Origin of the sequence: Tenacibaculum sp. 1_MG-2023, from assembly GCF_030547425.1 — a bacterium.
Taxonomy (GTDB): domain Bacteria; phylum Bacteroidota; class Bacteroidia; order Flavobacteriales; family Flavobacteriaceae; genus Polaribacter.
In genome coordinates this window covers 72,205-94,713 of the sequence record NZ_JAUORH010000002.1, presented here as the reverse complement: position 1 = coordinate 94,713, position 22,509 = coordinate 72,205, and the positions used below count along the sequence as shown (strand labels likewise).

The 22,509-nt window shown below is 31.4% G+C and carries 23 protein-coding genes; 6 read left to right on the top strand and 17 right to left on the bottom strand.

Features of this window, described 5'->3' with window-relative positions; all coding sequences use genetic code 11:
• Nucleotides 1-987 (top strand): LD-carboxypeptidase, encoded by a 987-nt coding sequence (locus Q4517_RS02135; RefSeq protein ID WP_303505728.1) that lies wholly within the window; start codon nucleotides 1-3, stop codon nucleotides 985-987.
• On the opposite strand, the gene Q4517_RS02130 is transcribed toward Q4517_RS02135, so the two are convergent.
• The gene (locus Q4517_RS02130) at nucleotides 984-1,181 is read right to left on the bottom strand and encodes a DUF2892 domain-containing protein (RefSeq protein WP_303506044.1); all 198 of its coding nucleotides are present in this window, start codon (nucleotides 1,179-1,181) and stop codon (nucleotides 984-986) included. The genes Q4517_RS02135 and Q4517_RS02130 overlap by 4 nt on opposite strands.
• 50 nt (nucleotides 1,182-1,231) lie before the next feature.
• Between Q4517_RS02130 and Q4517_RS02125 the strand changes: the two genes are divergently transcribed.
• Entirely contained in the window at nucleotides 1,232-1,591 is a 360-nt protein-coding gene (locus Q4517_RS02125; RefSeq protein WP_303505726.1) for a YraN family protein, read from the top strand.
• A 55-nt stretch (nucleotides 1,592-1,646) separates the two neighbouring features.
• Here the strand turns inward: Q4517_RS02125 and Q4517_RS02120 are convergent, their stop codons facing one another.
• Nucleotides 1,647-3,026 (bottom strand): TlpA disulfide reductase family protein, encoded by a 1,380-nt coding sequence (locus Q4517_RS02120; protein WP_303505723.1) that lies wholly within the window; start codon nucleotides 3,024-3,026, stop codon nucleotides 1,647-1,649.
• Nucleotides 3,027-3,149: 123 nt separating this feature from the next.
• Here Q4517_RS02120 and Q4517_RS02115 point away from each other — a divergent pair, with 123 nt between their 5' ends.
• Nucleotides 3,150-3,944, top strand: a complete 795-nt coding sequence (locus tag Q4517_RS02115; RefSeq protein WP_303505720.1) for an SDR family oxidoreductase — start codon at nucleotides 3,150-3,152, stop codon at nucleotides 3,942-3,944.
• Here Q4517_RS02115 and Q4517_RS02110 read toward each other — a convergent pair.
• Nucleotides 3,941-4,297, bottom strand: coding sequence for a hypothetical protein (locus tag Q4517_RS02110; RefSeq protein ID WP_115900100.1), 357 nt, complete (start codon nucleotides 4,295-4,297; stop codon nucleotides 3,941-3,943). The genes Q4517_RS02115 and Q4517_RS02110 overlap by 4 nt on opposite strands.
• A 126-nt stretch (nucleotides 4,298-4,423) precedes the next feature.
• Between Q4517_RS02110 and Q4517_RS02105 the strand changes: the two genes are divergently transcribed.
• Entirely contained in the window at nucleotides 4,424-4,954 is a 531-nt protein-coding gene (locus Q4517_RS02105) for a CvpA family protein (RefSeq protein WP_303505716.1), read from the top strand.
• Nucleotides 4,955-4,987: 33 nt separating this feature from the next.
• Here Q4517_RS02105 and Q4517_RS02100 read toward each other — a convergent pair whose 3' ends face one another.
• The 13 genes from Q4517_RS02100 to Q4517_RS02040 form a co-directional block, all read right to left on the bottom strand.
• Nucleotides 4,988-5,614 carry a carbonic anhydrase gene (locus tag Q4517_RS02100; RefSeq protein ID WP_303505714.1) on the bottom strand — a complete coding sequence of 209 codons (627 nt, stop codon included), beginning with the start codon at nucleotides 5,612-5,614 and terminating at the stop codon, nucleotides 4,988-4,990.
• A gap of 139 nt (nucleotides 5,615-5,753) precedes the next feature.
• Entirely contained in the window at nucleotides 5,754-6,383 is a 630-nt protein-coding gene (locus Q4517_RS02095; protein WP_303505712.1) for a carbonic anhydrase family protein, read from the bottom strand.
• 57 nt (nucleotides 6,384-6,440) lie between these two features.
• Nucleotides 6,441-8,021, bottom strand: a complete 1,581-nt coding sequence (locus Q4517_RS02090; protein ID WP_303505710.1) for a SulP family inorganic anion transporter — start codon at nucleotides 8,019-8,021, stop codon at nucleotides 6,441-6,443.
• 190 nt (nucleotides 8,022-8,211) lie between these two features.
• On the bottom strand, nucleotides 8,212-8,511 hold the full coding sequence (locus Q4517_RS02085; RefSeq protein WP_303505708.1) for a hypothetical protein: 300 nt from the start codon (nucleotides 8,509-8,511) through the stop codon (nucleotides 8,212-8,214).
• A 56-nt stretch (nucleotides 8,512-8,567) separates the two neighbouring features.
• Nucleotides 8,568-9,320: an SH3 domain-containing protein gene (locus tag Q4517_RS02080; RefSeq protein WP_303505706.1), complete on the bottom strand. Its 753-nt coding sequence runs from the start codon at nucleotides 9,318-9,320 to the stop codon at nucleotides 8,568-8,570.
• Nucleotides 9,320-11,083: a BatD family protein gene (locus Q4517_RS02075; RefSeq protein WP_303505703.1), complete on the bottom strand. Its 1,764-nt coding sequence runs from the start codon at nucleotides 11,081-11,083 to the stop codon at nucleotides 9,320-9,322. The genes Q4517_RS02080 and Q4517_RS02075 overlap by 1 nt, the downstream gene beginning before the upstream one ends.
• 51 nt (nucleotides 11,084-11,134) lie before the next feature.
• Nucleotides 11,135-11,950 (bottom strand): tetratricopeptide repeat protein, encoded by an 816-nt coding sequence (locus tag Q4517_RS02070; protein WP_303505701.1) that lies wholly within the window; start codon nucleotides 11,948-11,950, stop codon nucleotides 11,135-11,137.
• An 8-nt stretch (nucleotides 11,951-11,958) separates the two neighbouring features.
• Nucleotides 11,959-12,996 (bottom strand): VWA domain-containing protein, encoded by a 1,038-nt coding sequence (locus Q4517_RS02065; RefSeq protein WP_303505698.1) that lies wholly within the window; start codon nucleotides 12,994-12,996, stop codon nucleotides 11,959-11,961.
• A 113-nt stretch (nucleotides 12,997-13,109) separates the two neighbouring features.
• On the bottom strand, nucleotides 13,110-13,232 hold the full coding sequence (locus tag Q4517_RS02060) for a four helix bundle protein (protein ID WP_303505696.1): 123 nt from the start codon (nucleotides 13,230-13,232) through the stop codon (nucleotides 13,110-13,112).
• A gap of 36 nt (nucleotides 13,233-13,268) precedes the next feature.
• Nucleotides 13,269-14,276 carry a VWA domain-containing protein gene (locus Q4517_RS02055; RefSeq protein ID WP_303506042.1) on the bottom strand — a complete coding sequence of 336 codons (1,008 nt, stop codon included), beginning with the start codon at nucleotides 14,274-14,276 and terminating at the stop codon, nucleotides 13,269-13,271.
• On the bottom strand, nucleotides 14,263-15,180 hold the full coding sequence (locus tag Q4517_RS02050) for a hypothetical protein (protein ID WP_303505693.1): 918 nt from the start codon (nucleotides 15,178-15,180) through the stop codon (nucleotides 14,263-14,265). Before Q4517_RS02050 ends, Q4517_RS02055 begins: the two co-directional genes overlap by 14 nt.
• Before the next feature lie 9 nt (nucleotides 15,181-15,189).
• On the bottom strand, nucleotides 15,190-16,056 hold the full coding sequence (locus tag Q4517_RS02045; protein WP_303505688.1) for a DUF58 domain-containing protein: 867 nt from the start codon (nucleotides 16,054-16,056) through the stop codon (nucleotides 15,190-15,192).
• Between the two features lie 76 nt (nucleotides 16,057-16,132).
• Nucleotides 16,133-17,122, bottom strand: a complete 990-nt coding sequence (locus tag Q4517_RS02040; protein WP_115899400.1) for a MoxR family ATPase — start codon at nucleotides 17,120-17,122, stop codon at nucleotides 16,133-16,135.
• Nucleotides 17,123-17,349: 227 nt separating this feature from the next.
• On the opposite strand from Q4517_RS02040, the gene Q4517_RS02035 reads away from it, so the two are divergent.
• Together Q4517_RS02035 and Q4517_RS02030 are read left to right on the top strand one after the other, a co-directional pair.
• Nucleotides 17,350-20,331, top strand: coding sequence for a SusC/RagA family TonB-linked outer membrane protein (locus Q4517_RS02035; protein WP_303505685.1), 2,982 nt, complete (start codon nucleotides 17,350-17,352; stop codon nucleotides 20,329-20,331).
• A gap of 17 nt (nucleotides 20,332-20,348) precedes the next feature.
• Nucleotides 20,349-21,656 (top strand): RagB/SusD family nutrient uptake outer membrane protein, encoded by a 1,308-nt coding sequence (locus tag Q4517_RS02030; RefSeq protein ID WP_303505683.1) that lies wholly within the window; start codon nucleotides 20,349-20,351, stop codon nucleotides 21,654-21,656.
• Nucleotides 21,657-21,719: 63 nt separating this feature from the next.
• Here Q4517_RS02030 and Q4517_RS02025 read toward each other — a convergent pair whose 3' ends face one another.
• Entirely contained in the window at nucleotides 21,720-22,472 is a 753-nt protein-coding gene (locus tag Q4517_RS02025; RefSeq protein WP_303506040.1) for a UDP-2,3-diacylglucosamine diphosphatase, read from the bottom strand.
• Nucleotides 22,473-22,509: the final 37 nt, after the last annotated feature.

Sequence of the window (22,509 nt, the reverse complement as noted above, 5' to 3'; positions counted from 1 at the left end):
ATGGAAAAAAGAATTTTTACCTTATTTTTTATACTGATAATTACATCAGTTTATGCGCAAAATGAAACGATGAAGTTAACTACACCACCCTATTTGCAAAAGGGAGATACGATTGCAATTGTTGCTCCTGCAGGAATTTTAAAGAACCGTAAGCATACAATTGATAAAGCTAAAATATTAGCAGAAAGTTGGGGGTTAAAAGTGGTGTATGGTAAAAATATGTTTAATCAGAATAATCATTTTTCGGGTACAGATGAAGAACGATGTCAAGATTTTCAAGATGCATTAGATAATCCGAATATTAAGGCTATTTGGAGTGCACGAGGCGGATATGGTTCTGTAAGAATTTTAGATAAATTGGATTTTACCAAGTTTAAAAAACATCCAAAATGGATTGTTGGGTATTCTGATGTTACAGCGTTTCATAATCACATTCATAATTTGGGTGTTGAAACTTTACATGCAATGATGGGTACGAGTATGGAAGAAAAAGCAGAAGAAATAGTACAAACCATAGCAACTTTTAAAAAAGCATTATTTGGAGAAAAATTAAGTTATAAAGTTGCTGCTTCAAACAAGAATAGAGTAGGAAGGGTTTCAGGTGAGTTAGTAGGTGGTAATATTGCTATTTTAGCTTCTATGTTAGGGTCAGATAGTCAAATTTCTACAGATGGAAAAGTTTTGTTTATTGAAGAAATAGGAGAATATAAGTATTCGATAGATAGAATGTTACAAAGCTTAAAGCGGGCAGGGTATTTTACTAAAGTTAAAGCGATTATTGTTGGTGATATGACTAAGATTAAGAGAAATACCACTCCATGGGGAAGTTCAATAGAACAATTAATTTTGGACGTTGTTCCTAAAGATATCCCTATATTATTTAATTTTCCTGCAGGTCATGAACCAGACAATAGAGCATTGATAATGGGTAGAGAAGTTAAATTATCGATAAGTAAAAATAAGCAGTGTTTGGTAGAATTTAATTAACTGTTTTTTGTTTTACATGTGTTTATTCCTAATAACTTATATAGTGGGCAAAAGTTTATTAAACTGGTAACCAAAAGTATAATTGCTAATACAAGTAAGATATTACCAAAAATTCCTGTAATAAATTGAAAGTAAGATAACGTAGCTATTATTAGAGCAATTAAAGTTCTAATAGCTTTATCAGTGTTTCCCATGTTTTTTTCATGATACAAAGATTTAAGGTTACTCAAATATAAGTTTTTAAATGGCAGAACACAATGAACTTGGTAAGAAGGGAGAGCAACTAGCAATAGATTATCTTGTTAAAAAAGGATATACTATTGTTGAAAAAAACTATCGATTTCAAAAAGCTGAAGTTGATATTATTGCTAAAAAAGAGGGAACTTTAGCTGTTGTTGAAGTTAAAACGAGGTCAACAGCTTACTTTGGAAATCCGCAAGATTTTGTGAACCCGAAGAAAATAAAATTATTAGTCACAGCTATAGATAATTATGTAACAAAAAATGATTTAGATGTAGAAATACGGTTTGATGTTATCGCTGTTATTAAACAACAAAACGAATTTGTAATTGAACATATTGAAGATGCGTTTTTATACTTTTAAAAAAGAAAAGCTCAACAAATTTGTTGAGCTTTTCTTATGTTATTTACACTAGTAATTACTTATCACTACTAAAGTATTTTTCTACATCCTCTTCGTGATCAGGCATAGCAATAATGTTCTTATCTTTGTCTAATATAAAATAAGAAGGTGTGCCAAGTAGGTTATACTTTTTTACTGTTTCGTTGTCAAATTTATATTCAGGATGTGTTCCTATAGCATTGTGCCATCCTGGTAAATTCTTAACAAACTCGTCCCATTCATTTTCTTCATTTTCAATACCAAAAGAAACTACCGATACTTCTTTATGAGTTTGCATAAACTTATAAAGTTCTGGAATTTCTTTTATACAGTGTGGGCAACCAGTACTCCAGAATACTAATAAATACTTATTACCATCATTTAACGTTGATAATTTATATTCTTTATCATTTTCTTTCCAAGAAAAATCTGGAGCTACTCTACCTACAGTTGCAAGTAATATATCTAATTTTTCCTTTTTAAAATCAGCATCTTGATCTTTGGCAGGAAGCTTATCGTAATATTCAGCAAACATCCAATCTACAATTGGTCCGTTACGTTTATCAGTAAGTGCACTAATTAAATAATCGATAACCGCTTTTTCTAATTTGTCAGAAGAAATTTTCTTCATAACTTTAGTAATAGACTCTTTAATTAGTTTTTGTTGAACATCTTTATCTTCAGAATAGTTTAAATAGAAAACGTAGTCGTTAATTCTATCGATTAAAAAAGAAGAATTATATAACTTATCACTTTTAAAATCGATATGTTCAAAAAAGTTTTCACTAGTAGCAGATAAATAATCTTGTACATTATCGTGAGGATTGGATGAGTTGTAACGACGAGAAGCTTTTATAAAGCTATTTACCAACATTCCTTCAGACTTGTTTTCATAAGTTTCTTGTACGTCTTCTAGTTTCTTAAGCTCTTTTTTATAGGCTTTTTTCGTGTCTTTTGATTTAGTTTCAATATAAGAAGCTTGTAATGAATCTATCTTTTTTTGCACGGCATTGTATGCTTGTAAGTATTCACTGTATAGCTTGTTTTCTCTAGAGCTAGTGAAAAGAACTGATTGATCAGGATACCTTGGATTGAAAACGAATTCAACATTTTCTTTATTAAAGAAAAAATCAACAAAGCCAGCACCAGAATTTCTATAGGTAGCTCTGTAAGCACCAGGTGTAGCTGTGTTAGGTAGTTCAAAACTAAACTTTCCTAAAACTTGTTGTTCACCACTTATCGCAACAGTATCAAACTTAATTGTAGTATTTGCAAGAAACTTTTGTTTTGCTCCTTCAATTTTATATAAAATGACCCAATCTCCTTTGTCGGGAGGGGTCATAGTACCTTTAACAGTGTACTGTGCATTTACAAGTGATGTGGTGAATATTAATAGAGCCAGTAATTTTTTCATCATAATGTTTTAAAGGGTTATTAATAAGGTTTTAAAACTAGTCATTTGCGAACTTCTATCCAAGAAGTGTACCGTTTTTATTTTTTCTTATGTATTTTTGAAACATTTATTTAATTGTTTCAAAACATGAACTTTAAAGAACAAATATTTTGGGTAACCGGTGCTTCTTCAGGAATTGGCAAATCTCTAGCAGTTACGTTATCTAATTATGGAGCAAAGTTAATTATATCTTCAAGAAATGAAAGCTTTTTAAGAGAAGTGAAAAAACGTTGTAAATATCCAGAAAAAGTTATGGTTTTACCTTTGGATTTAGAAGATTATAAAAACCTTACGGATAAGGTAACCAAAGCGGTTTCGTTTTTTGGTAGTATTGATGTTTTAGTAAATAATGGGGGATTAAGCCAACGATCGTTGGTAAAAGATACTTCGATAAAAGTTGATAAACGTTTGATGGATATTAATTATTTAGGAACTGTAGCTTTAACAAAAGCTTTATTGCCTCATTTTATTGAAAATAAATCGGGACATTTTGTTGTAACTACAAGTATTGTTGGAAAAATAGGAACTCCACTGCGTTCTACCTATGCAGCAACTAAACATGCTTTGCATGGTTTCTTTGACAGTTTGCGAGCAGAACATTATAATGATAATATTGCTGTTACTTTGGTTTGTCCAGGGTTTGTAACTACTAATGTGTCAAGAAATGCATTAACAGGAAATGGAACTCCTCAAAATAAAATGGACTCAGCCACAGCAAATGGTATAGATCCAGATAGGTTTGCCGAATTGATGCTAAAAGCGATAAAAAATAAAAAAGAAGAAGTTTATATAGCTGGGGTAAAGGAAAAATTCGGTGTATATACCAAACGCCTCTTTCCTAAATTGTTGTCAAAAATGATTCGGAAGTTAAGCGTTACTTAGTCAAAAAAGTTAATTATCTCAAAATAATTAATGATAGCTTCTTTCATTAAAACTGACTGTTCACCTGGCTTTAGGTTAGGTAATTCAGTTAGAGTTTTATAATGTGGCCATCCTTCATCATCAAAAAAATCAAACTCATAGTATCCGTAAGGTTCCAATAATTTACAAATAGCAATATGCATAAGGTTTACTTTTTCATCTTTTTTAAACTTACGATGTCCTTGTCCTAATTCTTGAACACCAATTAAGTAGATAACTCCGTCGATATTAAGATCGTCACCATCTGCGAATTGTTCTGATAATTGAGTTATTAGAAAATCCCATTTTTCTTTTAAGTTAGTTTCTTTTGTCATTTGTGCTTTTTGAAAAAAGCAAAGATAGGAATGAGTTATGTATATTTGTATAGTATCTACACATATAATTAATTTTGCTGTGTTTTTCTATTAAATCTCATTAATTTAGAATTTCAGAAAACAATAATGAATACATTCGACATAATAATAGCTGCGTTATTACTTTTTGGTTTTGTGCGTGGATTAATGAAAGGTTTGTTTGTAGAAGTAGCTTCTTTAGTAGCGCTTGTAGCTGGAGTTTATGGTGCAATACATTTTTCTTACTTTATTGGAGATTGGTTGAAAAACAGTGTTACTTGGGAAGAAAAGTATATTTCTTTAGCGGCTTTTGCTGGAACTTTCGTGGTAATAATTGTAGCAATAGCGTTATTAGGGAAAATTTTAACCAAAATAGCAGATTTTGCAGCTTTAGGGATTTTAAATAAAATTTTAGGAGGTGTTTTTGGAGCTTTAAAAATCGGATTAATTTTAAGCGTAATTTTTATTTTTTTCGGGAAAATGAATGATACTATTCCGTTTGTGAAAGAAGAGAGCTTAGAAGAATCTATCTTATTTAAGCCTGTGAAAAAAATTGCTCCAACAATTTTCCCTTCAATTATAAAAGATGAAGGAGAGCAGGAGGAGGATAGTAGTGAAGAGGTAGAAATAACAATATAAAAAAACGGATAAAAGTTATTCGTTTTTACTAATTTAATCTAAGTGATAAATTTCCATGATGTCTTCCAAGATGTGTTCAAAATCAATGTTTAAATCGATAAGATTTCCTGTTTTAATATCAAAAACCCAACCGTGTACTTTTAACCCTCTATCTCTATAAGCTTTTTGTACAGCAGCAGTTTTAATTAGGTTAACACATTGTTCTTGCACATTTAAATCAACCAAACGATCGTAACGAGCATTTTCATCTTTAATTTTATTCAATTCATCTTTGTGTAAGCGATATACATCTCTTATATAACGTAACCAAGGATTTAACAATCCTAAATCGGCAGATTGCATAGCTGCTTTTACACCTCCGCAAGAGTAGTGACCACAAACCACAATATGATTTACTTTTAAATGTTCAACAGCATATTCAATTACTGAGGCAGAATTTAAGTCAATTGCGGGTACCATATTAGCAATGTTTCTATGTACAAAAACTTCACCAGGACTAGAACCCATCAAATCTTCTGCTGAAACTCTACTATCAGAACAACCTATATACAATAATTCAGGACTTTGTCCTTCATTTAATTTTTTAAAGTAATCTTTATTGGTAGATAGTTTGTTTTTTACCCACTCTTTATTGTTTTCAAAAATTTTAGATAGATTCATTAGTATAAAAATTGTTTGTTGGAAGAATCTTTTATACTTGCTTTTGAGTTAAGCAAAATAATTATCGAAGTTAATAAAAAAAGAGAACCTGAAACTAAGTTTAGATTCTCTTTATAATAATAATTATAGGAGATGTTTTTTATTCATAAAAAGTAACAGAACCATCTTTAATATTATACATAGCTCCAACAATCATAATTTCACCATTTTTGTGCATTTCAGCTAGTACATCACTTTCGTTTAAAATTCTATCAATAGTTAATTGTACATTTTTTTCTGCAACTTTATTTACAAACTCTAAATTAGAAGAGTTTCTTAAGCTCTCATCTTTAGGTTCAGTTACAGCTTCTACAGCAGGTTTAATTTTACCTAACATATTGGTTAGGTTACCTAACTTAGCATTATCACAAGCTCCTTTAACAGCTCCACAACTTGTGTGTCCTAACACAACAATTAACTTAGTGCCAGCTAATTTACAAGCAAACTCCATACTACCTAAAATATCTTCGTTTACAAAGTTACCAGCAATTCTTGCGCTAAAGATGTCTCCTAAACCTTGGTCGAATACTAATTCAGCTGAAACTCTAGAATCGATACAACTTAAAATAGTGGCAAAAGGAAATTGCCCTTCTCTAGTATCGTTAACTTGTTCTAATAAATTACGATTTGCTTTTAAGTTGTTTTGGAATCTTTGATTTCCTTCTTTTAAGTACTGTAACGACTTTTCAGGAGTCATTGTAGCTTGTGTTTCTTTAGTATGTGCTTTCATTGATATATTTTTATAAAATTATTTATGTCGTTTTTTTAATTTACGAAGTTAAAAAGTTTAGGCTGCTTTTGGCCTAAGTTTAAAGAACTTAATAAAGCTTTCAGGGTTTTCTACAACACCACGCTCAGAAATAAGTTTAATGTTGATGTTTCTTTCTTTGGCTTTAAATGCAAAATCTTCTAAAATTTCAACAATGTCATTATCCAAGTATCTTGTCTTTCTTACGTCTAACTCTAAATGAGTGCCTTCAGGTAAGCTGTCTAATTCTTTTAAAATTGCTCCTTTGTTAAAGAAAGTCACTTCTTCAGCAAGTGTCATTTTTATTTTGTGCACTCCGTTACTTTTATCTTCAATATGTAAGAAGTGAGAGTTTTGATAACTTTTTATCAAAATAACAAAAACTCCAACAGCTAACCCTAATGAAATTCCTGTAAGTAAATCGGTGAAAACAATACCTAAAACGGTTACAATAAAAGGCACAAATTGTTTCCATCCTAAAGCAAACATTTGTTTAAATAAGCTAGGTTTTGCTAGTTTATAACCAACAACTAATAAAATTGCCGCTAGTACAGATAAAGGTATTTTATTTAATAAGGTTGGAATTAAAATAACAGATAGTAACAAAAATAATCCGTGAATAATTGCAGACATTTTAGATCTACCTCCTGATTGAATGTTGGCAGAACTTCTTACAATTACTTGAGTAATAGGTAAACCTCCAATTAAACCAGATAAAATATTACCTGTTCCTTGTGCTAATAATTCTCTGTTGGTTGGAGTTACATTTTTTTCTGGGTCTAATTTATCTGTGGCTTCAACACAAAGTAGCGTTTCTAAACTTGCTACTAATGCAATCGTAAATGCAGTTACCCAAACTTCGTAGTTTGTAATAGCATTGAAGTTAGGGAATGTGAATTGTGTTAAGAAAGAATCAAAGCTCTCAGGAATAGGTACACTTACTAAATGTGAAGCTTGTATTGCTAACGTTTCATTTCCTTGCATTAAGGAAAAAAATATAATTCCTGTTACAACAGCTACTAAAGGTCCTTGAATTAAATGAAATATTTTCCCTTTTTTACTTAAAACTTTATCCCAAAGAATTAAAATAGCCAATCCAATAAAACCAATAACCATTGATCCCATGGTAATATTATCAGTAATGCTTAATATAGCTGAAAAAGTGTTTTCTCCTGAAGCTTCTATAAAGCTATCAGCCCCTTCTGGTTCAGCATCATATCCGAAGAAGTGAGGAATTTGCTTTAAGATAATAATAATACCAATACCAGTAAGCATTCCTTTAATAACCGATGATGGGAAGTAATAACCGATAACACCAGCTTTAAGAACACCAAAAAGTATTTGAATAATACCTCCTAATACAACGGCTACTAAAAAATTTTCATAACCACCTAAAGATCCTATAGCAGTTAAAACAATAGCAGCTAAACCAGCTGCAGGACCACTAACTCCTATTTTCGAACCACTCAAGGCTCCAACAACAGTACCTCCAATAATTCCGGCAATTACACCTGAAAAAAGAGGAGCTCCACTTGCTAAAGCAATACCTAAACATAAAGGTAAAGCAACAAAGAATACGACAATACTTGCGGGTAAGTCGCTTTTAATAGTTTTAAACATAATATATGCGTATATTTTATACTCCAAATAAAAATTTAGAGTGTGTTTTTAAAATGTAAATAATTTTACTTATTAGATTGATTGATTTAGAGCAGTTTTGTGAAAAGCTCAGATCAAAAAATATTGTTTTTGTTTACTAAATATCTATCGCAAGGGTTTTTGTTTTCCATGAAACAGTTAGTAAAAAAAATTAAGCAGTAAAAAATTCAGGAGGTGGAGTGAGAATTTTAGGATATTGTGACACGTAGTTTTTAGATTGAAAACGTACGTTTTTCTTTTTTTGAATTTTTTTATATAAAAAAGAAGTGTAATCTTCATTAGGGTGAGCTTTTAACTCAGCGACCTTAACATGTTTAGTGTTTTCTTCTTCTTCACTTAAACTTAAAAAAATAGTGATATCTTGGTTCTTATCTACCAACGTAATTATCGAAGGCGTAACAATAATGCCTGCGAACAAAACGATAAAAAAGATAGCGATTTTAGATTTCAAAATAACTTTTCTATTTAGTTAGAGGCAAAAGTAATTAATTTTTTACATCTAAAATGTTATAGTTCTTTTAAATTTTTCGCTTTTATCCATCCAACTTTTCCATCAGCGAGCTTTATTTTTTTCCAATTATCTACAGAATCTAAGACATTAACTTTGGTTCCTTCGTGCAATGTGAAAACTTCATTTGAATTATCAGTAGGTTCATTGCTAATTGAAACTTCTTGAGTAAAAATAATAGCTTCAATAGTGTTGTTAGCTTGATTGTATTGTGTGTATGTAATAGTTAAAGAGATTATTAAAAGCAAAAAAGAAATAATACTAGTTGTAAAATAAGTTCTTTTTTTGTTTGGAGTATAGGCAAAATAAAACAGCAAAAATAAAATAGAAGCAACAAAAGAAAGCACAATGGTAATTATTGCCCAAGTGTTATAAGTAAACTTTTGTAAATAGTTTTCATTAAACCTTTGAAAAACTGATTTGGGTAATGCTTCAATTCTATCAAGAGTTAAACGCTTTGCTATAATTAAGTTATTTTTAGCGTCTTCATTTAAAGGGTTTAATTGTAATGCTTTTTCATAATTATAAATAGTAGGCGCTATTTTATTAAGCTTATAGTAACAGTTAGCCAAGTTATAATACACTTCTGATGATACTAAATTTTCATCTTCTATTTGCTCATATAGTTTAATTGCTTCTTCGTACTTCCCTTCTTTATATAAAGAATTCGAGTTTGTAAATAAATCATTGGCATTTTGTGCTAACGTACTAATTGACACCAATAAGAATAAATATATAACTAACTTTCTCATTATAATTGTCTGTCTAATTGCGTTATTACTTGTTTTGCCTTCTCATACTCCTCTTTCATTTGTACATTGGTAATTGGAGTATATCTAGCAAAATCACAGTTGTTAAATACTTGAATAAAACTATTAATAGTTTCTTTATTAACGTTTTTATTAGCTAATAAATCAGTAATCTTTTCACGACTTATATCAGAAGTTTCTACACCTAGTTTTGCTTTTAAATAATTATGTAGGGCTCTTTCTAAAGCTTCATAAAAAGCTTCTTTATTACCTAATTGCTTTTGTGCTTCCGATAAGTATTTCTTGGCGAGTTTGTCTGCCTTTCGTAGCTTATTTCCTAATATATCACTATCACGCTCTTCTTTCTTTTTTTGAATAAAGATTCCAATAGGAATTGCTAAAATAGGAAGTAATAAAAGAACATAAAATAAGGTAGATTTAAAGAAATCGTCTGTCTTTATGGGGTGTAAGTCAGTAGATGTTTGGATGTACCTAAAGTCGTTACCCGTAACTTTCACATCTTGTTTAGCTACTGTGTTAGCATCTGAATTTGTCGGAATTTCTTTTCCTTCTAAAACATCAACATATAAATCATCAGTAGTAATAGTTTGATACACTTTTTCTTTCGGGTTAAAGTAAGAAAAGCTAGTTTTTGGAATTCTATATTTTCCTTTGAATTCGGGAACAACTGTATAGCTATCGGTAACTGAGCCTGATAACCCAGTTCCTGTAATACGGACGTTTTCTTTTCTTTCTGGTTGATAAACTTCCAGTTCTTTAGGAGTTTCAATTTTTGGAAGTTCAAATAATTTTAAATTTCCTTTACCATTTACAGAAACCTTAATTTGTGAAGATTCATTTGCCTTTAAGGTGTTTTTACTTAAAGAAACATCAAAAGAAAATTGACCCACTGCACCTGTAAAGTCCTTCGGTTTATTTTGAAGAGGTAAAGCCCGAGCGTTAACAACTTTCTTAGCGGAAGAAAACTCTTTACGAACTTGACGCGTAATTACGTTTCCAAAAAAATCAGCCCTTCCAGTAGGTACTGCCACGACTATATCCATCTTCATAGGGTCTATTGTTAGCTTACCGGAAGTGGTTGGTATTAATAGCGCCTTGTGTAATACTGCATAACGATAATTCTCTCCGTTATAGGTGCCAGTTTTAACACCCATTCCGTTACGCTTAATTTCCTGATTCCAAAATCCATTGTATTGTGGTGCTTCTGTAATTGCATTGTCGTAAATACCAACATTGTCGCTAAAGTATAAGCGATATTCTACATAAATTCCTTCACCAACATAAGGTTGAGATTTAGAAATTTCAGCAACTAAGTGAATATTTTGTTCTGCAATATAACTAGGGTCGTTTGGGTTTTTAGGAATATCAACAGCATTTAAAACAATAACTTTTATAGGGTTTGACTTTATTGTTTTTCCATCAATTTCAATACTCGCAGAGGGAATATTAAATTCTCCTTTTCTTTTAGGTTGTAAAATGTAAGTGTATGATTGATTAAAGGAAACTTTACCGTTAATCCAAGATTGACTTACTGATTGACTAGGGCCACCAACTATTTTAAAATTAGTGAAATTAGGAGCTTTAAAATTATCAGCTCCTTGTTTATTGATTGAAAACTCAATACGTAATCGTTGATTTACGCCCAATTTGTTTTTACTAACTTTAGCCGTTAACGCGGCGTCTTGTGCATTAATGGCAAATGTTATAAAACTAACTAATAACGATATGTATACTTTCAACTTCATATTAATTTTCAAAAATGTATAAAAATAATTAAGATTTTAAAAACTGTAAAATTACCAGTCTTTTTCTTGTTTTACTTTTCTTCCTTTTGATTTTTTCGCATTCATTTTTTTCTGCGTTTTGTTTTCCTCATTATTTAAACTCTCTAACAACTGTTTCATTTGTTCAGGAGTCATTTTGCCCTGTTGAGGTTTAGGCTTTTGATTTTGTTTGTCTTTTGGGTCTTGATTAGGTTTTTGTTGATTTTTTTGATCGTCATTTTTCTGATCTTGCTTATCATCTTTTTTGTCCTTATCGTCGCCTTTTTGATCTTTATTCTTGTCGTTCTTTTTATCTTTGTCGTTTTGTTTTTGCTGATCTTTCTGATCCTTGTTTTTTTTGTCTTTATTTTTATCCTTCTGATTTTGTTGTTGTTTTTTAGCTTCTTTTTGGGCAACGGCTAAATTATAACGTGTTTCATCGTCATTCGGATTTCTACGTAAGGAATTTTTAAAGGCTTCAACAGCTTGTTCATATTGCTTTTGTTCCATCATAGCATTACCAATGTTATGATAAGCTTCAGCCTGAGCTATTTTGTCTTTTGAAATCTCAGTAGTTACTTTAAACTGCTCAACAGCTTCTTTGTATTTCTTTTCTTGGTATAAAGTATTACCAAAGTTATAGCTTGCTTTTTCATACTTACTATTTTTACCCAAAGCTTTTCGGTAAGCAATAGCTGCATCGCTAAACTTTTGTTTATTGTATAGTTTGTTTCCTTCTCGTAATAAAGTACGTGCTTCACGTTGTAGTTTAAGTGTATCTTGTTGTGCATTAGCCACCGCAGAAACAGTAAGGACTATAATGAATATTAAATTTTGTAAACTTTTCATACTACATATTAAGATTCTTCGTTAAACAAATCTACTTTCTTCAACCATTTGGTTTTCTTGTCAAATAAAAACATATCTAAAATTAAAAGCAGGAGCCCAATACCTACAAACCATTGAAATTGGTCTTTATAATCAGAAAACTGTTTTGTTTCAAATTCATTTTTTTGTGCGTTTCCTATAATTTTTTCAATGGCTTCTACTGGATTTTCAGTTTTATTACCATCAAAATATTGTCCGTCAGAGGCATCAGCAACTCCTTGTAAAACATCAGGTTTTCTTTGGGTAATTACTGTTTCTCCCATTCTGTCTTTTTTGTAACCAATAAGCGCGCCATTTAATTTAATAGGAATTGGACCTCCTTTTTCAGTCCCTACACCTACAGTGTATACTTTAACACCTTCGTTGGCGATATTTTGGGCAACTTGTTTAGTTTCTTCTTGATGATCTTCACCATCAGAAATAATTATTAAAAAACGATTAGTTTGCTCATCGTTATCATAATAAGTGTTTGCTAAGTTTAGTGCTTCGTTAATGGCAGTACCTTGGCTTGAAACGATATCAGGATTTGCGTTTTGCAAAAACATTTTTGCAGCAGCATGATCTGTGGTAATAGGAAGTAGAGGATAAGCATTACCTGCATAGATAATAATACCAACTCTATCACTGCCTAACTTATCAATAGTTTTAGATATTATTTGTTTTGCTTTTTCTAATCTATTAGGGGCAATATCTTCTGCTAACATACTTTTAGAAACGTCTAAAGCAAACACCACATCAACACCTTCTCTTTTTACAGTTTTTAGTTTTGTTCCCATTTTAGGGTTAACTAATGATAGAATTAAAAATGATAATCCTACCAAAAAGAAAATAAGTTTTAGTACCGATTTAAAGGTTGATGTATTTGGTGCTATTTTAGATAAAAGCAACGGATTAGCAAACTTTTTTTGAGTTCGTTTTTTCCACCATAAAACGAATAGGAAAACCACAATTATTACAGGAATAATTGCAAAAAGATAAAAATATATTGGTTCTTCTAGTTTGTACATCCTTCGGATAGTTTAATTGTTGATGCGTTTAATCGTTTAACTGTGATTTTCGTAAAGAATTCAACATGTTAGAAATTTTGTATATAGTATTTCTTAATTTTAAATAGTCTTCTTTATTGATTTGTTAAACCAAACTCCTCTGAATCAGGAAAATTTTCTATAACAGAATATGTTTTTTTAGAAAGCTTAACAGCTTCTTTCCAAACTTCTAATTTTTCAAAAGAGAAAATATACATTTTTTAACTTTTAAACAGTTTAACAATTACACAATTTTATATAAAACTTTTAAATACTGTGTTTTTTAGGGTGAATTCTAGGAGCAAAAATATTCCTGCTAGAAATACTAAAAAACGATATTTTTCTGAGTAATTATAATATTTAAATTCTTCGATTTTAGTTTTTTCTAGCTTATCGATTTCGTCGTAAATTTCTTTTAATTTGGTGTTGTTAGTTGCTCTAAAATATTTCCCACTAGTTTCGCTGGCAATATGCTTTAGTAAGCTCTCATCAATTTCAACAGGTTGGTTTTTAAAAGAAATTTTACCAGTTCTTGGATCTTTAGCCCAAGGGAAAGGAGCCATTCCATTAGTTCCAATTCCAATAGTATAAACCTTAATTCCGTTTCCTTTTGCTAAATCAGTAGCAGTCTTAGGATCAACAAAACCAGCGTTATTAACACCATCTGTCAATAAGATAATAACTTTACTTTTGGCTTTGCTATCTTTTAATCTATTAACAGCAGAACCTAAGCCCATACCAATAGCAGTTCCACCTTCTAGCTGCCCCCATTTAATTTCTGAAATGGTTCTTTTTACGATAGATTTATCACTGGTTATCGGAGTTTGTGTAAAACTTTCTCCTGCATAAACTACAATACCAATACGATCATTTGGACGTCGGTTTATAAAGTCAGTTGCAACTCTTTTTAAAGCTTCCAGACGGTTTGGTTTAAGGTCTTTTGCCAACATACTGGCCGAAACATCAACAGCCATTACAATATCAATTCCTCGATTCGTCTTAGTTTTTTTACTAACAGCTACATTTCTAGGGCGTGCCAAAGCAACTATTAAGCAGGTTAATGCCAGTAGTCTTAAGAGCGGCAGTATGGGTTTTAGTTTAGGCAAAATTGAACCCTGTGCTTTAAAACCTTTAGTACTTGGCATTCTAAGCTGAGCACTATCTTTTTTTCGGGTATGAAAACTCCAAAAAGCTAATAAAGGAATTAATACTAGCAACCATGAAAACTCAGGACTATGAAACTCGAAATTATTCCACTTCATCATCTTCTTCTTGTTTTTTAGGTTTTAGATTGTCTATTATAAGCTTTGCATCTTTTCGATCTTCCTCTATTTCATGAGACAAAGGTTTCGATTTTGCAAACTTAACTAAATCAGACTCTTGTAAAAGTCCTTTTAGTTTATCAATAATTTCCTTAGGAGCTTCTATTGACTTTGTGTCGTTGAAATCTTTTAATACATCAATTAATTCATCAGTAGTACTTTCTAAGGCAGGAACATGTAACTCTCGTTCAATATAACCTCTTATGATGTCTGTTAATTCACTATAATACTTTTTAACCTGATTATTTTGCCATAATAATTTTTTGTCTAACTGCTCTAGCTTTTGGATGGCCTCTTCATAAGGAGGTAATAAAGGAATAATAACCTTTTCTTCTTGTTCTTTTTTCTTTTTGAAAACAAAGAAATAGAGTAGTGTCAAAATAACAATTAAAGCTATTATAATCCACCAAATATATTGTTTGAAATCATCAAGTTGATACGGTTCTCCTTTAATTCCTTTAATTGGAAATTTTTTAACTTTAGTAGTGTCGATAGGAACCGTAGCTACGTTAACTAATAAACTATCGGTTAGATAAGCTTGGTTTCTAATAAATATTTGTTGCTGAGGAATGTAAAAAGCACCGCTATCAAAACCTGTTAAAATATATTTTTGGATTAGCTTGTTTTCAATGGTGTCAATTTTTAATGTATCAATAACCTCCAATCCTTTTAAGTTTTCTAACTTAGGAATGATAACGTTTTCGGTTTCGTCAACAGATATTTTATATTGAAATTGTTCACCAATTCTGATGTTTGTTGTATCAATTTCTACTTTTACCTGAGGTTGTTGTGCAAAGGCAAAAGAAGTTAAAAACAAGCATATGTAAAGTAGTTTGTGTTTCATTGTTTGTTCTTATCCTTTTCGTTTAAAATAACCTAACAGTTTTCGTACATAACTCTCATCAACTCTAGTGCTAATTGTTCCTGCACCACTTTTTGTAAAAGTGGTTTCAAAATAATCAGACAAACGTAAAGCATTTGCTTTATAATGAGTTCTAACTGATTTAGAACTAGTGTTAACTAGTTGTGTTTTTCCAGTTTCGGCATCCATCATAGAAACCATCCCTAGGTTTGGAATTTCTTCGTCGCGTTTATCGTATACACGTATGCCAGTTACGTCATGTTTATTACCAACAATTTTTAATGTACGTTCGTAATCATCATCCATAAAATCAGAAAGCATAAAAACAATAGCTTTCTTTTTCATAATGTTTGATAAAAACTTGAGAGCTTCACTAATATTGGTTTGTCTACTTTTTGGTTGAAACTCAATAAGTTCACGAATAATTCTTAACACATGACTTTTTCCTTTTTTAGGAGGAATGTACAGTTCAACTTGATCTGAAAATAAAATTAAACCAACTTTATCGTTGTTTTGAATAGCAGAAAACGCTAGTGTAGCTGCAATTTCTGTAACGGTATCTTTTTTAAATTGTTCAGAAGTACCAAAAAATTCAGAACCAGAAATATCGACCACCAACATCAAGGTAAGTTCACGTTCTTCTTCAAAAACTTTCACATAAGGTTCGTTATAACGAGCAGTAACATTCCAGTCAATTGCCCTAATGTCGTCTCCGAATTGATATTGACGAACTTCAGAAAAAGTCATACCTCTACCTTTAAAGGTTGAATGATACTCTCCTCCAAAAATATGATTAGACAACTTACGTGTCTTTATTTCTATTTTTCGAACTTTTTTTAGTAACTCTTTTGTATCCATATTTTCAATTGTCAGTTAACAGTTATCAATTAATCAGTAAAATATTTTAAGCTGATAATTGCTTATTGATAATTGATTAAGGTACTTGCACTTCGTTAATAATAGAATTGATAATATCTATAGATGTTATATTCTCAGCTTCGGCTTCATACGTAATACCAATTCTATGACGTAAAACATCGTTTACGATTGCTCGAACATCTTCAGGAATTACATACCCTCTTCGTTTAATAAAAGCATAGCATTTTGCAGCTTTTGCTAAGGCAATACTACCACGAGGAGAAGAACCAAAACTGATAAGTGGTTGTAGTTTTTCTAAATTATATTTTTCAGGATAACGAGTTGCAAAAACAATATCTAAGATATATTTTTCAATTTTTTCATCCATATAAACCTCATTAACTACGTTACGAGCTTTAATAATTTGTTCTATTGAAATTACAGGATTTATTTTTTGAAAACTTCCGTTTAAGTTTTGACGCATAATAAGCTGCTCGTCTTGTAATTTTGGGTAATCAATTACTGTTTTTAACATAAAACGATCTACCTGTGCTTCAGGGAGCGGATAAGTTCCTTCTTGCTCTACTGGGTTTTGAGTAGCCATTACTAAGAAAGGCTCATCTAACTTAAAAGTTTCATCACCAATCGTAATTTGACGCTCTTGCATGGCTTCTAATAAAGCAGATTGAACTTTAGCAGGCGCACGGTTAATTTCATCGGCTAATACAAAATTGGCAAAAATAGGTCCCTTTTTAATTGAGAAGTCATTTTCTTTTACATTGTATATCATGGTACCTACTACATCGGCAGGTAATAAATCTGGAGTAAACTGAACACGACTAAAACTTCCGTCAACAGCTTTAGAAAGTGTGTTAATTGCCAATGTTTTTGCTAGCCCAGGTACACCTTCTAATAAGATATGTCCATTTCCTAAAAGTCCAATTAGTAATCGTTCAATCATGTGTTTTTGACCTACAATTACTTTATTCATCTCTGTAGTTAATAAGTCTACAAAAGCACTTTCTCTTTCTATTTTTTCATTGATGGCTCTTACATCTATATCCATAGTAATTGAAATAAATTAGAATTTTTATGAAACAAAGCTACAATAATAGTGTTTTTTTAGTTGTTAAAAGTTGGTTAAACCTTGTATTTACAAGCTAAAAGGTATTGTTCTTTAAAGTTAAGTTTTTGGTTGTGTGTTTTATGTAGCTGAAAATAAGTTGTTTATAATTTGTTTTTATGGATAAAAAAAAAGAAATTTAGCTTCTACTAACTTTAAACTTAAATTTTATGAAGAAAATGTCTTTTAGCAAAACGTTGCTAATTAACGCACTTATTTTTCTGTTTTCTGGTTTTGTTTACGGGCAAACAATAAAAGGAAAAATTGTGGATGTAAATGGAGAAAGTATTCCTTTTGCAAATATTATAGAGAAAGGAACAACAAATGGTACCACTTCTAATGAGAATGGTGAATTTAGTTTAAATATAAAAAACCTTCCGGCAGTAGTAACAATATCTTCCTTAGGGTTTGTTACAGTAGAAAGAAATATTGCCGATACGAATGCTTTTTTACAAGTAACATTACGAGAAGATTCTGATGTTTTAGAAGAAGTAGTGATCTCGGGGCTAGCATCTACTGTGAAAAGAAAAAACTTAGCAAATTCTGTAGCTACTATTTCTGCTGAAAAGCTGGCAGGGGTTGCACCACCACAAACATTAGACGGGGCTTTAGCAGGGAAGTTTACAGGAGCTGTGATAACATCGAATTCAGGAGCACCAGGAGGAGGATTGTCTGTGAAGTTAAGGGGAGTAACATCAATTAATGGTAATTCTCAACCTTTGTATATTATAGATGGTGTTTATGTAGATAATAGCAGTATTTCTTCTGGAGGGCTAAATGCAGTTTCTCAAGCTTCAACAGGTGGTAATGCTTCTTCTCAAGATAATGCTACTAACAGGATAGCAGATATTAATCCGAATGATATAGAAAACATAGAGATATTAAAAGGGGCCTCAGCTTCAGCTATTTACGGTTCAAGAGGTGCGGCTGGAGTTGTAATTATAACAACTAAATCAGGTAAAACAGGAAAAGCCAGAGTGAATTTTTCACAATCTGTGGGGTTTAATGAAATAATTAATTTACAAGGACAAAGAAAATGGACAGAAGAATTAGTTGAGTCTCAATTTCCAGGAGAAGGTGTGCTTTACACAGCAGCAAAAAATGCTGGTAGATTAAGAGATTATGAAAAAGAATTATTTGGAGAAAAAGGAATAATAACAAAGACTAATTTAAGTTTATCGGGAGGGTCTGAAAAGACAACTTACTTTGCAGGTTTTTCAAGAAGTCAAGAAGATGGAATTGTAAAAAATACAGGATATGATAAGACTTCAGTAAGATTGAATTTAGGGCATCAGTTAAATGAAAAAATGAAAATATCATTATCAAGTAATTATATAAATTCTTCAGCTGATAGAGGTTTTTTTAATAATGATAACTCAGGTGCGACTATTGGGGTAGCTTTAACAGCGACAAGACCTTGGGATTACTTATTGCCAGATACAAATGGTAACTATCCAGATCACCCTAATAATTCTTCAAATCCTCTTCAAACAAGAGATTTGATGACTAACAACGAAAAAATTAAAAGATTTATTGTTGGAGGGTCTTATGAATATGATCTGTATAGAAATGATAATTCAAGTTTAAAATTTGTGGCTAAAGCTGGTACAGATCATTATACTCTTACAGCTACTGTAATTTTCCCTAAAGAATTACAGTTTATGAGGCCTGATAATGGTGGGGTAAATGGTCTTACTGCAATTAGTAATACGGTAAATACAAATTCAAACTATTCAGCTTTTTTAGTGCATAATTTTAGTACAAAAAATGATCTAAGATTCGCAACACAAGCAGGTCTTACAAACGAACAATTTTCTCAAAATATAGTGAGGGTAACAGCAACAGATTTGATTGCTTCAGAAACAAATGTAGACCAAAGTGCTAATCAAAATGTTAATCAATTTAGATTAGAACAAGAAGATTTTGGATTTTATGTTCAAGAGGCTATTAATTATCAAAACAAGATAATTGCAACTTTAGGCGTAAGAGGAGATAAATCAACAAATAATGGAGATCCAAATGAGCTGTTTTATTATCCAAAAGCATCTTTAGCTACGAATCTGCATAATTTTAAGTTTTGGGGAGAGAAAAAAGGATTTAATAGATTGAAATTGAGAGCGGCTTATGGTGAAGCAGGAACTTTTGCTGCATTTGGTTCTTTATATACTACATATGGAAATACTTCAATAGACGGGAACGTAGGTATTATTGTACCAGGAACTAGAGGAAATGCTGATATAAAACCAGAAAGACAAAAAGAATTAGAAGTAGGATTTGATGCAGGTTTTTTAAATGATAGATTGTCTTTAGAATTCACATATTATAAGAAAGATGTAGAAGATTTGTTATTGACTGCTAATATTGAGCCATCTACGGGGTATGTTACAGAGTGGGTAAATGCTGGAGAACTCCAAAATAAAGGTATTGAAGTAGGGTTGAATGCGAAGGTTTTTGACTCAGAAGATTTTACATGGGATTCAGGAATTAGCTGGTATAGGAATAGGTCGAAAATGACAAAACTGAATGTTCCAACATTTAACCTTGGAGGTTTTGGTAATAGTTTAGGGCAGTTTCAAATTGAAGAAGGAAAAAGTGTAACTCAAATTGTTGGGACGACTGGACCAGGAACACCTGTGATAAAATTAGGAGATGCTGAGCCAGATTTTCAAATGTCATTTAATAATACTTTAAAATATAAAAATATAAGCCTATCATTTTTATGGCACTGGAAAAAAGGAGGAGATAATATAAACTTATCTAAATTATTGTCAGATTTTGGGGGAACTAGTAATGATTATGATGAGATTACTTTAGATCCAAATGGAGTTATTCCAAATGGAACCTATAGGATTAATAATGGTTTGTTTGCTGGTAATGCAAGACCTTTTGTAGAAGATGCTTCTTATTTAAGACTTAGAGAATTAGGATTGTATTATAGTTTTGATAAAGAAGTGTTAGAAAATGTTTTTAGTGGAGCAGTTTCTAGTCTAAAACTCGGTTTCTCTGGGAATAATCTAATCAATATTTTTGATTATAATAGTTATGATCCAGAAGTGTCTAATTTTGGAGGAAACGGGCTCTCTACTGGGGTTGAGGTGACTCCTTTCCCATCTTCTAAAAGATACATGTTCCATCTATCAGCACAGTTTTAATTTTAAAAAGAATAACAATGAAAATAGCAAAAAAAATAAGTATAGTAACTTTAGCAATAACCTTACTAGGACTTACATCTTGTGAACTTGATGGTGGAGAAAGTTTAAATGGAGCAAGCACAGGGTCTATATCTTCTGATTTATCTAGAGGGGAACTACCTCAAGCTGTTTCAGGGGTTTTGTCGGATATGAGAGTTCGTCTAGCTACACAGGTTGATGTGCAAAGTATATTAGGTAGGGAGTATTATTATTTCACAAATTCAGATCCAAGGTTTGAAGGTGATGTTGTTACTGGAAATTTAGACAATAACACTTTTTATACTACCGCTCCTTGGGGCGCAAGATATGCAGCTATAAAGGGTATTAATCTAGCTTTACAAGGATTGGAAAATACTACATCTGACTTTTCAGCTGAAGAAATAGCAGCTACTAGGGGGGTATTAAATACATTAAAGGCTCATGAATTTTTAATGTTGTCAAATAATCAAGCAGGTAATGGAATACGTTTAGATGTTAGTGATCCTGATAATTTGGGACCAATTGTTGATTATACAAGTGCTTTGACAGCAATTTTTAATCTATTATCAGAAGCTGCAACGGATCTTGAAAATGGTGGTTCTGATTTTCCGTTTGAATTAGGAAGTGGATACACTGGTTTTAACACACCTTCTTCTTTTTTAAAGTTTAATAAAGCTCTCAATGCCAGAGTAGAGGCATATAGGGGAAATTACGCAAATGTCTTAACCTTATTAGCTGATTCTTTTATTAATATGAATGGAGATTTAAACCTTGGAGCATATCATACTTTTTCATTAGCAGGAGCAGATTTAGCTAATCCACTATTCATAGCATTAAATCAGGAAGCAAATGTAAGGGTTGCTCATCAAAGTTTTGTTACTGATGCTGAGGCAAATGATAGTAGAGTTGATAAAGTTGTGTTAAGAGATAGTCCGAGAGAAGCTTCAGGTTTAATAGGGACTCATGATGTATGGATTTATCAATCTAATACTCAAAGCGTACCAGTAATTAGAAATGAAGAATTAATATTGTTATATGCAGAAGCAAATATGGTTAGCTCGCCAAGTGATGCTGTAATGGCAATCAATGTCATTAGAAATGCAGCAGGATTGGCAGCGTACACAGGAGGAACTTCAGAAATGGAATTAACTAATGAAATTTTAATGCAGAGAAGATATTCTCTTTTTGGTGAAGGGCATAGATGGGTTGATATGAGGAGGTTTAATAAATTAGATGAATTACCTAACGATAGAAGTACAGATAATGTACCTTCAGCAGTGCCAATACCAGCAAATGAAAACATTTAAAGTTAATATTTGAATTAATTATAGACTAAAAGGTTGGAATAGTAATATTTTCAACCTTTTGTTTTAATATTCTTTTAATCTTAAAACATTATCTTCAAAAACAGCATAGGTAAAATACTGAATCCAGTCACCAGTATTTAAATAAACACTATTCTCTTTAAGTTGAATCTCTAAAGGAAGATGTCTGTGCCCAAACACAAAATAATCATAGTGTTTAGTTTCTAATTTTCGTTTGCAATACTGAACCAGCCACTCATTGTCTTCTCCTAAAAATTTAGCATCCTCATCACCAGAAATCAATTTGTTTTTTACGGACATATATTGTCCTAATCGAACTCCCAAATCTGGATGTAACCAGCGAAACATCCATTGAAATAGCGGAAAGGTAAACACTTTTTTCATGCGTTTATACCCTTTGTCTCCAGGGCCTAATCCATCACCATGACCAATTAAAAACAATTTATCGTTAATTTTAAATTCTTGAGGAGAATGATATACAGGAATGTTTAATTCCTTTTCAAAATAATCACGCATCCATAAGTCGTGATTCCCAACAAAAAAGTAAATCGGGATACCGCTATCTTTTAGCTCAGCAAGTTTACCTAAAACACGTACGAAGCCTTTAGGAACTACTGTTTTGTACTCGAACCAAAAATCGAATAAATCACCCAAAATAAAAATAGCCACAGCGTCTTTTTTTATTTTATTTAACCATGCAACAAACTTTTGTTCACGAGGAAAACTAGCTTCAGAAGTTGGAGCTCCTAAATGTTGATCGGAAGCAAAATAAACTTTTTTATTATTAGAAATATTGATTGAAATCAAATCGTAAATTTTGGTAAAAATAAGTATT

What these genes read in the sequence shown, in the direction of transcription:
- Q4517_RS02105 (WP_303505716.1), top strand. Translation starts at nt 4,424, where the DNA reads ATGAATACATTCGACATAATAATAGCTGCGTTATTACTTTTTGGTTTT.
- Q4517_RS02115 (WP_303505720.1), top strand. Translation starts at nt 3,150, where the DNA reads ATGAACTTTAAAGAACAAATATTTTGGGTAACCGGTGCTTCTTCAGGA.
- Q4517_RS02035 (WP_303505685.1), top strand. Translation starts at nt 17,350, where the DNA reads ATGAAGAAAATGTCTTTTAGCAAAACGTTGCTAATTAACGCACTTATT.
- Q4517_RS02130 (WP_303506044.1), bottom strand. Translation starts at nt 1,181, where the DNA reads ATGGGAAACACTGATAAAGCTATTAGAACTTTAATTGCTCTAATAATA.
- Q4517_RS02080 (WP_303505706.1), bottom strand. Translation starts at nt 9,320, where the DNA reads ATGAGAAAGTTAGTTATATATTTATTCTTATTGGTGTCAATTAGTACG.
- Q4517_RS02095 (WP_303505712.1), bottom strand. Translation starts at nt 6,383, where the DNA reads ATGAAAGCACATACTAAAGAAACACAAGCTACAATGACTCCTGAAAAG.
- Q4517_RS02135 (WP_303505728.1), top strand. Translation starts at nt 1, where the DNA reads ATGGAAAAAAGAATTTTTACCTTATTTTTTATACTGATAATTACATCA.
- Q4517_RS02070 (WP_303505701.1), bottom strand. Translation starts at nt 11,950, where the DNA reads ATGAAAAGTTTACAAAATTTAATATTCATTATAGTCCTTACTGTTTCT.
- Q4517_RS02110 (WP_115900100.1), bottom strand. Translation starts at nt 4,297, where the DNA reads ATGACAAAAGAAACTAACTTAAAAGAAAAATGGGATTTTCTAATAACT.
- Q4517_RS02090 (WP_303505710.1), bottom strand. Translation starts at nt 8,021, where the DNA reads ATGTTTAAAACTATTAAAAGCGACTTACCCGCAAGTATTGTCGTATTC.
- Q4517_RS02045 (WP_303505688.1), bottom strand. Translation starts at nt 16,056, where the DNA reads ATGGATACAAAAGAGTTACTAAAAAAAGTTCGAAAAATAGAAATAAAG.
- Q4517_RS02120 (WP_303505723.1), bottom strand. Translation starts at nt 3,026, where the DNA reads ATGATGAAAAAATTACTGGCTCTATTAATATTCACCACATCACTTGTA.
- Q4517_RS02125 (WP_303505726.1), top strand. Translation starts at nt 1,232, where the DNA reads ATGGCAGAACACAATGAACTTGGTAAGAAGGGAGAGCAACTAGCAATA.
- Q4517_RS02050 (WP_303505693.1), bottom strand. Translation starts at nt 15,180, where the DNA reads ATGAAACACAAACTACTTTACATATGCTTGTTTTTAACTTCTTTTGCC.
- Q4517_RS02075 (WP_303505703.1), bottom strand. Translation starts at nt 11,083, where the DNA reads ATGAAGTTGAAAGTATACATATCGTTATTAGTTAGTTTTATAACATTT.
- Q4517_RS02055 (WP_303506042.1), bottom strand. Translation starts at nt 14,276, where the DNA reads ATGAAGTGGAATAATTTCGAGTTTCATAGTCCTGAGTTTTCATGGTTG.
- Q4517_RS02040 (WP_115899400.1), bottom strand. Translation starts at nt 17,122, where the DNA reads ATGGATATAGATGTAAGAGCCATCAATGAAAAAATAGAAAGAGAAAGT.
- Q4517_RS02100 (WP_303505714.1), bottom strand. Translation starts at nt 5,614, where the DNA reads ATGAATCTATCTAAAATTTTTGAAAACAATAAAGAGTGGGTAAAAAAC.
- Q4517_RS02065 (WP_303505698.1), bottom strand. Translation starts at nt 12,996, where the DNA reads ATGTACAAACTAGAAGAACCAATATATTTTTATCTTTTTGCAATTATT.
- Q4517_RS02060 (WP_303505696.1), bottom strand. Translation starts at nt 13,232, where the DNA reads ATGTATATTTTCTCTTTTGAAAAATTAGAAGTTTGGAAAGAAGCTGTT.
- Q4517_RS02030 (WP_303505683.1), top strand. Translation starts at nt 20,349, where the DNA reads ATGAAAATAGCAAAAAAAATAAGTATAGTAACTTTAGCAATAACCTTA.